A 15,621-nucleotide genomic window follows, 5' to 3' on the forward strand; every position below is an offset into this window, starting at 1 on the left:
AATGCAAGATTTTATTAAAATTTTTATTCAAGAGGTTGTCTCTACTTTAGAAGGGTTAGTGGGTAAGGCTCCGAGCGTGGGATTAAAAAAAGAAGTTTCTAACAATGAAGAAGCGAGTTTAATCAGCGCGCCTTATGCAAGAGTTAAGATTAGCGCGATTGAAAAAGAAGAGAGCCTTGTTGAATTATTGGCTCCGGTGGATTTAGTTACCGCTTTGAGCGATTTGATGTTAGGAGGTGAGGGGGCGAGTAAGGAAGAAATGGATAATGACGATTTAGACGCTTTTAAGGAAATGGCTTCTAATATTTTTGGCGCGATCGCTACGAGCTTGAAGTCTCAAGAATTGCTCCCTAAACTCAATTTCACTACCACGAACGCTGAGATCGCTAAAGAGCTTCCTAAAAAAGAAGATTACACTAAAGCGATGGTATTTTCTTTTAAAATGGAAGCCATCAAAGAAAGCCAAATCATTTTATTGACTACGGCGGCTTTTGAGGGCCAATTTGAAAAAACGCATAAAAAAGAAAAAGAAGAAGCGACACAGAGCGCTGCTGAAGAGACTAAAACCCACGATGCGTCTTTAGAAAACATAGAAATCCGCAATATCAGCATGCTTTTAGACGTGAAATTGAACGTTAAGGTGCGTATCGGGCAAAAAAAGATGATTTTAAAAGATGTGGTCTCTATGGATATAGGGAGCGTGGTAGAGTTGGATCAATTGGTGAATGACCCTTTGGAAATTCTTGTAGATGACAAGGTGATCGCTAAGGGCGAAGTGGTGATCGTGGATGGGAATTTTGGCATTCAGATCACGGATATTGGCACTAAAAAGGAACGATTAGAGCAATTGAAACATTAAAATTTTTTATCATAAAAAGGAAAGGGATATGGCTATTTTTGGGGAATTAAGCTCGCTTGGGCATTTGTTTAAAAAAACGCAAGAATTAGAAATTTTGCATGCGTATTTAAAAGATGTCATGCAAAAGGGTAGTGGAGCGAATCAAAGAGTTTTGAATCTCGCTTCTAATACAGAATTTCAAACGCCTTTAGGGCATGGCATTTTTAGCATAGAGCAGAGTTATTGTTTAGAGCATGCTAGAGAAAGTGAGAAAGGTTTTTTTGAAAGCCACAAACAATATGTGGATTTCCAACTGATTATCAAAGGTGTTGAGGGGGCTAAAGTGGTGGGCATCAATCAAGCTGTCGTTAAAACCCCTTATGATGAAAAAAGAGATTTGATCGTTTATGAGCCGGTCAGTGAAGCTTCTTTTTTGCGTTTGGATGCGGGCATGATGGCTATTTTTTTTGAAAACGATGCGCATGCGTTGAGGTTCTATGGGGAGTCTTTTGAAAAATATAAGGCAGAGCCGATTTTTAAAGCGGTCGTTAAAGTGCCTAAGGGATTGATCAAATTAAAATTATGAAATTGGTGAGTCTTGTTATAGTTTTTTGTTGTTTTTTAGGGGCTGTAGAGTTGCCTGGAATTTACCAAACTCAAGAATTTTTATACATGAAAAGCTCTTTTGTGGAGTTTTTTGAGCATAATGGGAAGTTTTACGCCTATGGTATTTCTGATGCGGATGGCTCTAAAGCCAGAAAAGACAAGTTTAACCCTAACCCAAAATTAAGGGATCGCAGCGATAAAGGCGTGGTGTTTTTAAGCGATTTGGTTAAGGTTGGAGAACGATCCTATAAAGGCGGTAAAGCGTATAATTTTTACGACGGCAAGACCTACTATGTGAGAGTCACTCAAAATTCAAACGGGGATTTAGAATTCACTTCAAGCTATGATAAATGGGGGTATGTCGGCAAGACTTTCACTTGGAAACGCTTGAGCGATGAAGAAATCAAAAATCTAAAACTCAAGCGTTTTAACTTGAATGAAGTCCTTAAAACCATTAAAGATAGCCCTATTTAAGCTTCTTTTTTAAAATCTTTTAATACGCGTTCTCTTGGCATTCTTTACACCACACAAACATTTTCATGTCATGGCTAATCAGCTTGGCTTGATATTTTTTAACGACTTCATTCTGGCGGTGTTCAATTTCAGGGTCTGCAAATTCAATGATCTTACCGCAATGCAAACAAATGATGTGATCATGGTGCTCTTTAGCCGCAATTTCATAGCGCCGGCCGCTTTTTGAAGTCTCTAAAACACAGATAAAATTTTCTTTTTCTAAGAAATTCAAAATGCGATAGACTGAAGAAATGCTGGTGTTTTTGTCCTTTTGGCGGATAGAATGCGTGATCTCTTCAGGGCTTAGGTGTGTGCCGCTGCGATACAAAACGCTCACCACTTCTTCTCTTTGTTTTGAATTTTTGAGTCCGTTTTTTTTGATAGACATTCTCAAGCGCTCTAAAATAGATTCTAAAGTTTCTAATCTTTTCATGCTAATATTTTCCTTATCCGTAAAATGATTTTTATAACTAGAATATTATTATACAATAATAATGCGATGAAACATAGATAAAACTCATTATTATTTTAATTTAATCAAAAAATATTGATTTTTTATTACCATTGTCGCATTTTAATGTAATTTATAAAATCAATTTCTTATCTTATCAAGCCATTCTAAAAGGGTTTTTTCAAACCCTATGCCTTGAGAAGAAACCAAATCTAGGGGTTTTTCCAAATAATCTTGTTTGACATAGCCGTTATAATCATGCGGGTAAAGGTAGTCTTTAGCGTTAGGCAGCAGGTGTTTAGGAATGGGGTAGAGTGAGCCTTTTTGAATACAATCCAAAGCCTGGTTGATCGCTCTATAAGCCGTGTTAGACTTGGGCGAACAAGCCAGATAAATCACGCATTGGCTTAAAATGATGCGCGCTTCAGGGTAGCCGATTTGTTTGACTGAAAACAAGCAAGAAGCGGCTAAATTAAGGGCGTTTGGGTTAGCGTTACCAATATCTTCGCTCGCAAAAACCACCAGCCTTCTAGCGATAAATTCTGGGTTTTCCCCGCCAGCAATCAAGCGCGATAGATAATAGATGGAAGCGTTTTCATCGCTCCCCCTTAAAGACTTGATTAGAGCGCTGGTAAGATTATAATGCGTATCATCGCTATAAGATCCGTCATTTAGGCTATGAGGCCGTAAGGATTGCAGCGTTTCTAAAGTGATAGGATCTTCTATCTTAGCGCTCAAATCTAAAAGGTTTAATAACGCTCTAGCATCGCCAGCGCTGTTGTTTAAAAGATAGGTTTTAGCGCTAGGCTCTATTTGTTTTTTGAGTAATGTTAAAGCTTTAGCGCAAAGCTTGTCTAAATCGCTCTTGTTTAGGGGGGTTAATTCAAAAATAAAACTTCTTGAGCGGATCGCATGGCTTAGGCTGTAATTAGGATCTTGCGTGCTAGCCCCTAAGATTAAAGCGTGATCTTTTTCCATAATGGGGAGTAAAAATTCTTGTTGGGTTTTATTCAATCTGTGGGTTTCATCAATAAAAACAACCGGTTTTAAAAGGGTGTTTTGGTAATTTTTAAGCTTGAGGCGTAAATCCTCTAATTTGAAATCTGTCGCATTGAATAAAAGAATGGGGCGCTCTAGTGCGTGAGCGATGATTTGAGCCAGGCTTGTTTTACCCACGCCAGGAGGGCCATAGAAAAAGGCATGGGGGAAGTGTTTGGATTGTAGGGCTTTAAATAAGGGGGCGTCTTTGCCTATTAGATGCTCTTGGCCTAAAAAATCTTCTAGGCTTTTTGGGTTTAAAAGCGAAGTCAGGCTCATTTTTTAAATAAAATCAATTCATAAAAATTAGTAGGGGTGTTTAAATTTTTCGTTGGGGTTTTGGTGTTTTTAGAGTGTTTGTGCAGAGCGTCTTGCAATTCTTTATTCAGGCTGTCTAATTCATCAAGCTTTTCTTTTAAACGCAAAATAATATCCACGCCCGCTAGATTAACCCCCATATCCCTTGTAAGGCGTAAAATCGTTTTGATTTTATCCATATCTCGTTGGGAATACAAGCGCATTTTCCCATCAGTCCTGCTAGGCTCTATCAAACCCTCTTTTTCATATTGGCGCAAGGTTTGAGGGTGCACGCCTAAGATTTTAGCTACAACGCTTATCAAATAAAGCGGTTCATCATAATCGCACACGATTCCTCCTTACAATTCTTTTTCTAATAACGCTTTTAACTCGTTAGAAAGCGTTTCAGTTTTAGGCAAAATCAAACGAGCTTGCAAATACAAATCCCCCACATGCGAAGTTTTTCTGTTTTTGATCCCTTTGTCTTTAATGCGGAATTTTTGCATCGCTTTTGTGTTAGGAGGAATGGTTAGGGTTAAGGTTTTATGCCAAGTAGCGATTTCAATTTTCCCTCCAAAAAGAGCCGTTTTTAAGGGTAAATCAAAGATTTGGATAATATCGTCTTTCTCGCGCTTATAAATTTCATCTTCTTCAATATGGATTTGCAAGAGCAAATCGCCCCTGCCCGTTCGCCCCATTTTCCCCTTGTTGCGAACCCTGATTTTTTCGCCCTCTTCCACGCCGATAGGGATTTTAAGGCTGAAAGTCTCATTATTGATGCTCACTTGTTTTTTATTGCCTAAAAGGATGTCTAAAACAGAGACATTTAAAGTGGTGGTCATGTCTAAATCTTCATGGGCGAAATTGGAAAAATTAAAGCCAGAAAAGCCTTGCGAATTTTGAGAAAATCTTTGCGAAAAGCCTCCTCTCCCAAAAATAGAGCTTAAAATATCGTCTAAATCTTCACTAGCGCTACGGCTTCTGGCAAAATCGCTGAAATTCTGCCCGCCAAACATGTTATCGCCAAACTGATCGTATTGGCGGCGTTTTTCTTCGTCGCTTAAAATTTCATAAGCGGCGTTGATTTCTTTGAATTTTTCTTCGGCTTCTTTGGTTTTATTCAAATCCGGGTGGTATTGTCTGGCTAAACGGCGGTAGGATTTTTTGATTTCATCTTGATTGGCGTTTTCGCTCACATTTAAAGTTTGGTATAAACTCTTGCTCATGGATCACCTTTAAAATAGTTTTATTAGAATGCTATCATAAATCTTTAGTGTTAGTCAATCAAGTTTATTGATAATGCTTTTAGGTAATAGAGATTTTAAACCCGTTTCAGCGCAATTAAAAGGAATTTTAACTAAAATATCGAGTTTAAATCCACGATGAGTTTTTAATGCAATACAAGAAAAATAAGAAAAGATATTATTATTTAGCGTTATGGATCCTTTTTTTAAGTGGTCTGTCTTTGAAAGCTTTAGAAATCGCAGTCAAACCTTTTGGCTATCTGGGGCTATTGTATAATCAAGGGGCGCAAAAAAACCCTCACAGCTATGTGGGGGCTTTAGCACGCCTTGGGGTGGATTTTTCTTATAGCAACGGGTGGTCCTTTGGCATTGGAGCGATTGGAGCTTGGAATATTTATAACAAACAGCGTTTGGCCAACCTTTACATCAGTCTGGGGAATTTTTTTGGTAACCCTAACAATGTTAAACCTTATTTGAGTGCTGGCGATGTTTCTGATGCGTATGTTCAATACACTAACCAGCGTTTTAAAATAGCTTTAGGGCGTTTCAATACCGATTTTGTGGATTTTGATTGGATAGGGGGCAATATTCAAGGGGTTTCTGTGGCTTTTAAGCAAAATTCCATGCGTTATTTTGGGATTTTTATGGATAGCATGCTTTATAATGGGCATCAAATCAACAAAGAGCAAGGGAATCGGATCGCTACTTCCCTAAACGCTCTAGCGTCTTATGATCCTGTGTCTAAACGCTTGTATGTGGGGGGGGAAGTGTTTGTTTTAGGCGCAGAATACAGGCATGAAAATCTTAAGGTGATTCCTTTTATTTTAACGGACACCCGCTTGCCTTTGCCCACTCAAAATGTTTTAGTGCAAGTGGGGGGTAAGTTGGAGTATGAGGCTTCTTTAGCTAAGGGTTTCACTTCGCACACTCTAGTGCATGGCATGTATCAATACGGCAACACTGACGCTGCCACCAACGCTAAAAATGCCGGCTTGTTTTTGATCGATCAAACTTTTAAATACAAAATTTTTAATTTTGGAACGGGTTTTTATATCGTTCCGGCAAGAAACAATAAGGGCTATCTATGGACTTTTAATGACAGGACTAAATTCTATGGCCGTGGGATCAACGCACCCGGCGTGCCAGCGATTTATTTTGCTAACTCTAGCATTTCAGGCTATGTTTTTTTAGGGCTTAAGACTAAAAGGGTGCGTTTAGACGCGATGGTGGCTTTTGGGGATTACCAAGAATATTCTTTAATGAGCAGTTTTAGGGTTTGGACTTATAGGGGTTTGTCTTTTGATATGGGTGGGGGGTATGTGTATGCTTACAATTCTAAAGCCACGAGAAAAAGTCTTGGAGATAGCTCTTTTGTCTTTTTTGGGAAGTTTTTGTTTTAAAAAATCAAAAATAAAAATGTTTTAAGAAATTCTTTTAAAATCAGGTCTTTGGGGTTTTTTAGGGAAAAAAGTTTTTTTAAATTCAGGCTCCCATAGTTTGATCACGCCATGGTGGGTCATCTGGTGCATATTGACTAAACGCATGTTTAAAAGAGCCTTTTCTTTAGCTTCGCTGTCGCTCAAATCTTCTTTAATTTTGAACGCTTGAATGATTTGCTCCCACAATTCATGCTCTTTAGCGTCTTCGTTTAAAAAATCTTTATAGTTGAAGCCGCCAATCCCTTTAACCCCTTTAATATTATCCCCCTTATCCCCCACAACGCACTGGTAATAAGCAAAAAAATGAGCCTCTTTTTGACTCACATTTAAAAAAGCGTTTGTTTTGAGGTTGAAATGAGAGCCTCTATTGGAATACAAAATATCCTTATCCATGCTGGCTATCACATAATTGTTGGGGTCTTTCTTTTTGTAAAAAGAGATAATATCATCGGCTTCATATTCAAAACAATGTTCGCCCTGGATTTTAGCCCCTTTTTTTAGGGGGTATTTTTCCACGATGGCGATTTTTAGGGTTCTTAGAAGGGCTTTAAAATCTTCATCAAATTGGTGGCGTCTTTGTTTGTAATAATCGCACAGCTGGTAGCGGAAACTCTCTCTGCCCCTAGTGATAAAAAAGAGCGTTTTAGAGCAACGGGTTTTGCGCATGATAGATAAAATTTGAGTGGTAAGGAAGATAATGCCCACTTTTTGCAAGCTATAAGCGGCGAATCTTTTAGGGAGCGTTTTATTAGAGAGCAAACGCCTAACAATATTAGGGATAACGCAATCAATGTCTAGTAAAAGAGTTCTTGAATGCATGAATCTTGTTTTGTTAAACGCTTGTCTAATGGTTAATCCTTAAGTTGAATTTCTCTTTTCAAAAGTTAAACTATTATAGTAAATATATAGCAAATAATAAGTTATTTTAATAATAATTAGCTCTATTCTCATTAAATACGCTAAATTTTAAGAGATCACCGCTTGTTTTAGCTCTTTTGATTGTAAAAACGCTTTTGGCATTTTTACATTTTATGATCAAACGCCCAATGAAAACAGAGCTTAAGGGTTTTCTTTTATTTGCGCGGTAAGTTATACTTACGGCGTTTTTCCCAAAGGCTTTTGCGGCTAATGCCAAGCTTGTTAGCCAATTCTGTATCGGTGCAAGTAGAAGAAAAATACCTGATCGCTTCTCTTTCATATTCTTGAATGGAAAGGAAAGTCGTGTGGTTGTTAAACAAAGATAGGGGTTTGTTGCCGCATTCAATGCTCACAATTTTAGGAAATTCTAGGGGTTCTTTATGGGTATAGGACAAAACAATAGGGCATGAACGGGCCAATTCTAACAATTTCAATTGCTTATCTTTTTTAAGCTCTTCTAAATGCATGATGTAAAAAGGGCGTTCTAGTTTGTCTTTAATTTTGTATAGCTCTTTCCAAGTGGTATCCTTTAGAGAGAAAAAAGAAAAATCCATTTGCCTTTCTTTAGCGTATTGCAATAAATAAGCGTTCGCAAGCTCTTGAGAGGGCGTGTGGATGATAAAGGGTGGCCGGTAAGAAAAATCTTTAGGCAAGGGCAATTCCGCATGGATAAAGTCTAAGTAATTTTCATAAAATCCCAAGCGAGCGGTCATTTCTTGGTAGGCTTTGTGGTATTGGATCTTACGCAACAATTCATCCATTTTAAAAGGTTTTAGAATATAATCTCTCGCTCCCGCTTGAATGGGTTTATTCACGCCATCTTCATTGACATGCGAAGCCATCATGATAATGATTTGCTTGGAATTGTAACGCACAAAGTGTTCGCAACGCCCTTGAGTGCAAACTTTAGAAGAAACCAAAATCACATCATAAGGCTCTTTATTTTCTTCTGAAATGCTAGAGATGATCTCGCAAAAATGCCCTAAATCATGCAAATTATGCGAAATACTCCTGGCTAGTGCTAAATCGTCTTCAATGATTAAGATTTTCATCAATTCTTCCTTACCTTTAAAGTTTTTGTTTATAACGCATGCTCACATGCGCTTGGACTAACAGCCCTTCTTGTTTGCCAATGAACCCCATTTTTTCCATTGTGGTGGCTTTCAAGCTGATTTGAGATTTTTCTAAACCCAAAAGTTGGCTCAAATTCTCTAAAATCGCCGGTTTGTAAGGAGTGATTTTGGGAATTTCGCTAAAGATGGTCGCTCCCATTTCAAGCAATTCAAACCCAATGCTTTGAGAAAAATCCAACACGATTTTTAAAAGCTCTTTAGAAGAGGCGTTTTTGTATTTGGGGTCATTATCAGGGAACCATTCGCCAATATCCCCCCCTTTAATCGCTCCTAAAATCGCATCAATAACCGCATGCAACAAAGCATCGCCGTCGCTATGGGCCTTTAACCCAAACTCGCAATCCAAAACAACTCCCCCTAAAACCATAGGCTTATCTTTAATGAACGCATGCGTATCAAAGCCCATGCCTATAAAAGTGTCTTTTGCTGGGTTAAAAAAGAGTGCGAAATACTTCAAATCGTCGCTCGTGGTGAGCTTGTGCAAATCCTTACTGCCTTCAATATAGCTCACCAAATTAGGGAAAGCTTGTAAAATTGCGCTGCTTTCATCTTTAAAATCCCCTTGATTTAGGGCTGATTGGAGCGTTTTGGTGTGGCTTAATTGCGGGGTTTGAATGAGTTTGATCGCTTCTCTGTCTAAAGCCTCGTTATAATAGATCGCTGTGTCATAGCAAGGCAAGTAAGGAGCGATGCAATAATGGCTGGTTTGTTGGAGGGTTAAAAACAAACTTTTGAGCGCTTCAATATTGGCCAAACCCCTAGCCACATCGCTGGTGAGTGTGTAAGCGCTATCAATTATTTTTAAAGCGTTACGAACGGATTCTTGCCTTGATGCCCCACCTTTTACAAGCTTGATTTCAGGGTAATGGCGTTTGATATAAATATAATCCAATTTGCTTACAACTAAAAGGATTTCTTTAAAGTCTAGGGCTTCTTTAAAGCTTTCATAAACGCTGAGCCATAAGGGGGTATGATTAGAGCGTAGCCATTGTTTTTTGATGGTTTGAGAAAATCGTTTCGATTCCCCAGCAGCCAATAAAACAACGCTCGTTTGTTTAACAAGCGTTTCTAGCGTTTCTTTAGTTTCAAAAGGGTCTTCTTCCAAACTTTCTAAAGAGAGTTTAAAAGCTTCCCCATTCACTCTAATCAAAGACATGCGACTAACAACCCATCTCTATCATTTCACCAAAATGATCCTATAACCTTGATTCAAATCTAAAACTAAGAATCGTTTGGGTTTGCCTTTATACTTTTCTAAAGCATGGTTAAAATCCGCAACGCTCTTAACTTCAACCTCTTCAATTTTTGTGATAATGTTGCCTTGCCTAAATCCGGCTTGTTCTGCTGGGGAATTTTCATTCACTTGAGAAACTAAAACCCCTTGAACATCATCGCTCAAACGCATAGACCTTTTGGTTTTTTGAGTTAAATCTTCTACTTGAAGCCCGTTCAATTGGCCTTGTGCGCCGTTTTGAGCGGAAATTGTTTCTTTTTTGTTAGGGTTTTTCCTTTCAGCAAGAGTGAGGGTGAAGGTGCGTTCTTTTTTGTCTCTAATGACTTTTAAGGTTACTCTTTGATTGGGTAGCATAGAGCCGATTAGATTTCTCAATTCGTTCGTGTTTTTAACCTTTTTCCCGTTGACTTCAGTGATCAAATCCCACACCAAAATCCCTACTTTTTTAGCCGGAGAGTCTTTTTCTACGCTAATGACTACCGCTCCTTCTTTATTGTCATAAGAATTTTGCAAATCGCCACTCAAATCTTGCAAGCCCACGCCCAAGTAACCTCTTTCAATCTTACCGGTTTTAATGAGTTGGGTTACAATATCTTTAACCATGTTAGAAGGGATGGCAAAGCCAATGCCGTGGTTGCCTCCGGTTTTAGAGATAATAGCGGTATTAATCCCCACTAACCCTCCACGGCTATCAATCAAAGCACCGCCGGAATTTCCAGGATTAATGGAAGCGTCTGTTTGAATGAAATTCTCATAGCTGTTGATCCCAATCCCGCTTTTATTGAGCGCTGAAACAATGCCTTGCGTAACGCTTTCACCCACGCCAAAAGGGTTACCAATCGCAAAAACCAAATCGCCCACTAAAATATCATTAGAATCAGAGAATTTGATCGTGGGCAGATTGTCTTTAGTGATGCGAATCACCGCTAAATCGCTTTCAGAGTCCGTGCCTACTAAAGTAGCGGAATATTCTTTATTGCTCCCTGGAATGGTAACTTTAATCTTATCTGCGCCATCAATCACATGGTTATTAGTTACAATATAGCCGTCTTTAGAAATGATTACGCCGCTACCTAAAGCCCTTTCCATTCTTTCTTTAGGGATCATGCCGCCCAAATCCCCAAAAAATTGTTGGAAAAAGGGGTCATTAAACACACCGCCACCTATAAAATTGTTTTTAATCTTTTTCTCAGTAGAGATATTCACCACCGCTTTAATCGAATCCTTAATAGAATCGTGGTAAGAATAGATCGTATTGTCTTTAGAGGGGACACTCACTCGCTCTTTAACTTTGGGCATGCTTTGGATTTGGATACTGCCCGCATTCAAGCTTAACGCTAAAGCCAAAGAGATAAAAAGGGTTTTTTTCATCATGGTTACTTCCTTAAAATTTGCTAAACTTCAAAATTAAAAAAAGATTATATCAAATCTTTTTTGTTATTTTCATTAGCTTTTTGTGTAAAATAGTATCCAATGTAACACACAATGGCAAAAACAATCGTTAAAATCATCCCAATGCGTTGATCTTTATCCATAGCCGAACCAATCACGCCGATAACACACCCAGTGATCCCTATGAGTTGCAAAAAGGGTAGAAAGGGGGCTTTATAAGGCAAATCCGCTAAAGAATGCCCGGCTTTTAAGTATTGCTTGCGGAAAGAATATTGCGAAACAGACACGCTAACCCACACAATAATCACCGTGAAACTGATCACATTAATCAAAGCTTCCACGACATTTTCTTTGGCATAAATTTGGACTAAAAGCCCTATGAGAGAAAAAGAAAGGGAAAAAAACATCGCATAAGTGGGCGTGCCTTGTCGGTTGAGTTTGGAAAAAACCTTAAAAAACATCTTTTGTTTGGACAGCCCATAAATCATGCGGCTCGCTCCATAAAGCCCTGAATTAGCGGTAGAAAACATCGCCGTAATGATAACAGCGTTCATTATATCAGCCACATAAGGGATACCCATGCCAATAAAGGGCAAGTTGATGCGTTCTAAAACGCTTACAAAAGGGCTTTGCGTGATAGAAGAATCGTTCATGGGTAAAAAAACAGAAATGACAAACACAGAGCCTAAAAAGAAAAAGACAATCCGCCACAAAGTCGCTTTAATCGCTTTAGGCATCACTTCGCTAGCGTTTTTAGTCTCTCCCACAGCTACCCCAATCACCTCTGTGCCAGTGAAAGCGAAAATCACCGCAAGCATCGCGCTAAAAACCGCTGCGCTCCCGTTAGGGAAAAACCCCTTATCGCCAAAATGGAAATTATCAAAAATAGAACTAAACCCATGCAAATAGATTTGATAGATGATCCCAATTGCACCAATGCCTATAAAAGCGATCACCGCTAAAACTTTAATCAGGCTGAAGAAAAATTCGCCTTCAGCAAAAATTTTAACCGAAAAGAAGTTCAATAAAAAAACCAACGCAATGCATAAAATAACCCAATAATGGATAGGAATACCAGCAAACCAGCGTTGCATGAGCATGCCTATAGCGATGTATTCTAACGCTACCGTGATCACCCAGCCAAGCCAATACATCCAAAAAACCATATAGCCCGTGCCAGGACCTATGAATTTAGCCGCATAATCCCCAAAACTTCCCGTAGTGGGATAAACGCTAGCCAATTCGCCTAAAGAGAGCATGATACAATAGACCACAAGCCCTCCAAAACAATAAGCGATCAAAGTCCCTAAAGGGCCAGCACTCGCAATATTACCTCCAGTGCCTACAAAAAGCCCTGTGCCAATCGCTCCCCCAAATGCAATCATTAAGAGATGGCGCATTTTCATGTCTCTTTTAAGCTCGCCTTGTTTTTGTGCGATATTTTGATGCGTTATCTCTTGATTGTCCATGCGACACCTCCTTAGATTGAAAATAAAAATAGCTTGAATTATAACAAAAATAAAATAAAATGATTTTTTTTAATTGAATATTGAAAATAAAATTTAAAAAAAACGAAAGAATTAAGATTAATGTTTATCAATATTGGATGAGAACGGAGTTTTAAGGTATTTTTTAAAGAACGCTAAAAACTTCTTCTAAAACATTAAGATTTATAATATTTAATAGTGTAATCTATCCCCGAATAAAGGGTTAAAAAAACCGCTATAGCCACAAGCGCATAAGAGTAAGTTACATCAGCCAATAAAGCGCCAATCGCCACGACTTGAGAAACGGTTTTATACTTGCCTAGTGCATTGACAGGAATATCCTTTTTTTCATTAGCGGCTAAGACTCTAATCCCTGAAATAAAAAATTCACGCCCTAAAATCACAAACGGGATCCACGCATTCACACGATCCAAATGGACTAACCCTAAAAACGCGCTCAAAATAAGGATTTTATCCGCTAAAGGATCAAAGATTTCCCCAAAGCGCGATTTGGCTTTATAGCTTCTAGCGATGTAGCCGTCCAATAAATCCGTGAGCGCGGCAAACAAAAAAACCAATGAAGAGATCATGTTGATGTGAAAGGGGGTTAAAAAACTAAAATAAGTGTGCGTGTTTAACAATAAAAATAATAGAAACAAGGATAAGACAATGCGTAAAATCGTTAAAAAATTAGGCAGGAGTTTTAAAACTTTCATGCTTTCAAAAAGACTTGTGAAAAATTCAAAAACGCGCGCCCTAAAAATCTCAGCGCTACACACATTAAAACCACAGCGATCGTTAAAAAAATGATCACTAACGCTTGCGCTAAAATCCCTAAAAGAGCCAGCATGAAACTAAAAAGCAATAACCTAAACCCGCTTAAAAAAAACCTTTCTTGCGTATAAAGGCTCAATTCTCTATAGAGTTTGTGCAAATAAAAAATAGAAACGCCATTACCGATTAGCGAAAGAGCGTTACTAGCGTTAGGGATAAGATAGCTTAAAAGGGCGCATAAAATTACCGCCAAAAAACTGAAAGCAAAATTTTCAAAAAAACTCAGATGGCGTGTGATTTTAGAAAGCCTGTAAAAACCAATGGCTCCGGCAATAAACCCAAGCGCGCACAAAAAAAGAGACAATAAAACGATATAAGCTAGTTGATTATTAAAGAGGTTAGAAACTTGAAACGATTTTGCCCCGCTTGAAATAAGAAAAAACACCAACAAGATAGCCCCACACAAAGGGGCGAAAAAATAACACAACAAGCATTTTTTAATGAATTGCAACTCTTTGTTTTGGTGGATGTGGATAATGTTTTGCAAGAAATATCTTTATTTAAAAGTAGTCCCGCCATCTACAACGATCGTTTGCCCTGTAAGCCAACCGCTTTGGGTTTCATCGCATAAAAAATAAGCCGCTCCAGCCAGATCGTTAGGATTGCCCATGCGTTTTAGGGGCGATTGCTCTTCTACTTTTTCTTTAATCTCCACATAATCAGGGAAGGCTTTCAAAGCGTCCGTATCAATAGGCCCGCCACTCACCGCATTCACTCTAATGTTAAACTCGCCTAAATCAACAGCAGCGTATTTGACCATGGTTTCTACGGCGTTTTTAGAATTGCCATGCCCGGCGTAATTAGGCATATAGACCAAATTCCCGGTAGAGCTTAAGCTCACAATCGCCCCACCGCCTATTTTTTGCATGCGTTTTGCCGCTTCTTGAGCCCCAACCACAAACGCTAACACAGTGGCTGTGTAAATATTGTTTAACCCCTTAGGTTTTAATCGCATAAACGGCGCGAATCCGCCCACGACAGAACGCCCGTAAATAATAGCGTTAGAAATAAAAAAATCCACTCTGTCAAAATCAGCGTCAATTTGCTTAAAAAGCTCTGTGTATTGCTCAGGCTCTAAAACATTGAGAGAGTAGGCTTTGGCTTTAATGGAATATTTTTGCTCCACATCTTCTATAATTTTGTTGGCTTCTTCAACATTTTTATTGTAAGTGAAAGCGATATTCACGCCGCTTTGAGCGAAGCGATACAATATCGCCTTGCCAATCCCTCTAGTCGCGCCGCTGATCACTAGGGTTTTATTTTTCATGTGATTGGAATGATTCATGCAATGACCTCATATTGTTGTAAAGTTTTTTCTAAAAGTTGAATCGTTTCTTTGCTTGGGGCCACTAAAGGCAGTCTGTAGCTTGGGTTTTCAATCAAGCCGGCTAAATGCATAGCCATTTTAATAGGGATAGGATTTGTTTCTACAAAAAGGGCTTGGTGCAAAGGAAAAAGCTTATTTTGGATTTCTAGGGCTTGTTGGTATTCAAGTTTGAGCGCGCAATTGACCATTTGTGAAATCAAATTAGGCATTAAATTACCGGTCACTGAAATCACGCCCCACCCCCCTGAAAACATGATAGAGTGGTTGAGTGAATCTTCCCCGCTAAAAATTTTAAAATCTTTTTCATAATAATGCAATTCCGTTACTCTTTTCAAAGAGCCAGACGCTTCTTTAATGGCTTTAATGTTAGGGATTTCTCTAAAGAGTTTGAGAGCGGTTGAAACTTCAATAGACACACCTGTTCTACTTGGCACATCATAAAGCATGACAGGGATTTCCACCGATTGAGCGATAGTTTTATAATGTTCAAACAAGCCTTGTTGGGTGGGGCGGTTATAATAGGGGCTTACGCATAAAATCGCATCCGTGCCGATTTTTTGAGCGAACTTTGCCAAAGAAAGGGACTCGCTCGTGGCGTTACTGCCCACGCCGGCTAACACTTTCATGCGCGAATTTGAGGGCGTTTTAGTGCTTTTGCAAGTCTCTACGGCGATTTCAATGCAACGCATATGCTCTTTATGGGTGAGCGTGGCGGATTCTCCTGTCGTGCCAACAGGCACGCATGCGTCCATGCCCTGAAAAATTTGGCGCTTGATCAAGGCTTCATAAGTAGCCTCATCAACGCTCAAATCTTTTTTAAAAGGCGTAATTAACGCACTAGATGAATGGAATTGCATGTTGTAAGGCTCT

General features: G+C 38.9%; 17 protein-coding genes. 4 read left to right on the plus strand and 13 right to left on the minus strand.

The genetic code is table 11. From position 1 onward, the window contains the following. The first annotated feature begins 1 nt into the window (after position 1). The 3 genes from fliY to DBU79_RS04290 are packed head-to-tail and all read left to right on the plus strand — an operon-like array spanning position 2 to position 1,918. Positions 2–859 (plus strand): flagellar motor switch protein FliY, encoded by an 858-nt coding sequence (fliY, locus tag DBU79_RS04280; protein ID WP_154411640.1) that lies wholly within the window; start codon positions 2–4, stop codon positions 857–859. A gap of 28 nt (positions 860–887) precedes the next feature. After that, on the plus strand, positions 888–1,424 hold the full coding sequence (locus DBU79_RS04285; RefSeq protein ID WP_154411641.1) for a YhcH/YjgK/YiaL family protein: 537 nt from the start codon (positions 888–890) through the stop codon (positions 1,422–1,424). Continuing rightward, complete coding sequence (locus DBU79_RS04290) at positions 1,421–1,918, plus strand: DUF2147 domain-containing protein (protein ID WP_000780273.1); 498 nt, start codon at positions 1,421–1,423, stop codon at positions 1,916–1,918. The genes DBU79_RS04285 and DBU79_RS04290 overlap by 4 nt, the downstream gene beginning before the upstream one ends. Positions 1,919–1,937: 19 nt before the next feature. Here DBU79_RS04290 and fur read toward each other — a convergent pair whose 3' ends face one another. The 4 genes from fur to DBU79_RS04310 all read right to left on the minus strand — a co-directional run bounded on the left by fur (position 1,938) and on the right by DBU79_RS04310 (position 4,969). Continuing rightward, positions 1,938–2,390: a ferric iron uptake transcriptional regulator gene (gene fur, locus DBU79_RS04295; RefSeq protein WP_000824985.1), complete on the minus strand. Its 453-nt coding sequence runs from the start codon at positions 2,388–2,390 to the stop codon at positions 1,938–1,940. A 159-nt stretch (positions 2,391–2,549) separates the two neighbouring features. Then, on the minus strand, positions 2,550–3,725 hold the full coding sequence (locus tag DBU79_RS04300; RefSeq protein ID WP_154411642.1) for a replication-associated recombination protein A: 1,176 nt from the start codon (positions 3,723–3,725) through the stop codon (positions 2,550–2,552). Continuing rightward, positions 3,722–4,093: a heat shock protein transcriptional repressor HspR gene (locus DBU79_RS04305; protein ID WP_000333001.1), complete on the minus strand. Its 372-nt coding sequence runs from the start codon at positions 4,091–4,093 to the stop codon at positions 3,722–3,724. The genes DBU79_RS04300 and DBU79_RS04305 overlap by 4 nt, the downstream gene beginning before the upstream one ends. Before the next feature lie 9 nt (positions 4,094–4,102). After that, entirely contained in the window at positions 4,103–4,969 is an 867-nt protein-coding gene (locus tag DBU79_RS04310) for a DnaJ C-terminal domain-containing protein (protein ID WP_154411643.1), read from the minus strand. Between the two features lie 167 nt (positions 4,970–5,136). On the opposite strand from DBU79_RS04310, the gene DBU79_RS04315 reads away from it, so the two are divergent. Beyond that, a complete protein-coding gene (locus DBU79_RS04315) occupies positions 5,137–6,387 on the plus strand; it encodes a hypothetical protein (protein WP_154411644.1) in 1,251 nt (416 codons plus the stop codon). Between the two features lie 21 nt (positions 6,388–6,408). On the opposite strand, the gene DBU79_RS04320 is transcribed toward DBU79_RS04315, so the two are convergent. The 9 genes from DBU79_RS04320 to dapA all read right to left on the minus strand — a co-directional run bounded on the left by DBU79_RS04320 (position 6,409) and on the right by dapA (position 15,608). Then, positions 6,409–7,245, minus strand: coding sequence for a 5'-3' exonuclease (locus DBU79_RS04320; protein ID WP_154411645.1), 837 nt, complete (start codon positions 7,243–7,245; stop codon positions 6,409–6,411). 254 nt (positions 7,246–7,499) lie between these two features. Then, positions 7,500–8,396: an OriC activity response regulator gene (locus DBU79_RS04330; protein WP_154411646.1), complete on the minus strand. Its 897-nt coding sequence runs from the start codon at positions 8,394–8,396 to the stop codon at positions 7,500–7,502. A gap of 16 nt (positions 8,397–8,412) precedes the next feature. Further along, the gene (locus tag DBU79_RS04335; RefSeq protein ID WP_154411647.1) at positions 8,413–9,633 is read right to left on the minus strand and encodes a bifunctional 2-C-methyl-D-erythritol 4-phosphate cytidylyltransferase/2-C-methyl-D-erythritol 2,4-cyclodiphosphate synthase; all 1,221 of its coding nucleotides are present in this window, start codon (positions 9,631–9,633) and stop codon (positions 8,413–8,415) included. A gap of 21 nt (positions 9,634–9,654) precedes the next feature. After that, positions 9,655–11,085 carry a Do family serine endopeptidase gene (locus tag DBU79_RS04340; protein ID WP_154411648.1) on the minus strand — a complete coding sequence of 477 codons (1,431 nt, stop codon included), beginning with the start codon at positions 11,083–11,085 and terminating at the stop codon, positions 9,655–9,657. Positions 11,086–11,129: 44 nt separating this feature from the next. Next, complete coding sequence (locus DBU79_RS04345; protein ID WP_154411649.1) at positions 11,130–12,572, minus strand: amino acid permease; 1,443 nt, start codon at positions 12,570–12,572, stop codon at positions 11,130–11,132. A gap of 194 nt (positions 12,573–12,766) precedes the next feature. After that, positions 12,767–13,306: a CDP-diacylglycerol--glycerol-3-phosphate 3-phosphatidyltransferase gene (gene pgsA / locus DBU79_RS04350; protein ID WP_195834228.1), complete on the minus strand. Its 540-nt coding sequence runs from the start codon at positions 13,304–13,306 to the stop codon at positions 12,767–12,769. Then, positions 13,303–13,911 carry a hypothetical protein gene (locus DBU79_RS04355; RefSeq protein ID WP_154411651.1) on the minus strand — a complete coding sequence of 203 codons (609 nt, stop codon included), beginning with the start codon at positions 13,909–13,911 and terminating at the stop codon, positions 13,303–13,305. The genes pgsA and DBU79_RS04355 overlap by 4 nt, the downstream gene beginning before the upstream one ends. 9 nt (positions 13,912–13,920) lie before the next feature. Further along, complete coding sequence (locus DBU79_RS04360; RefSeq protein WP_120859074.1) at positions 13,921–14,709, minus strand: enoyl-ACP reductase; 789 nt, start codon at positions 14,707–14,709, stop codon at positions 13,921–13,923. Beyond that, complete coding sequence (dapA, locus tag DBU79_RS04365) at positions 14,706–15,608, minus strand: 4-hydroxy-tetrahydrodipicolinate synthase (protein WP_154411652.1); 903 nt, start codon at positions 15,606–15,608, stop codon at positions 14,706–14,708. The genes DBU79_RS04360 and dapA overlap by 4 nt, the downstream gene beginning before the upstream one ends. Between the last annotated feature and the right edge of the window lie 13 nt (positions 15,609–15,621).

It is taken from the genome of Helicobacter pylori (assembly GCF_009689985.1).
Lineage (GTDB): Bacteria > Campylobacterota > Campylobacteria > Campylobacterales > Helicobacteraceae > Helicobacter > Helicobacter pylori_CG.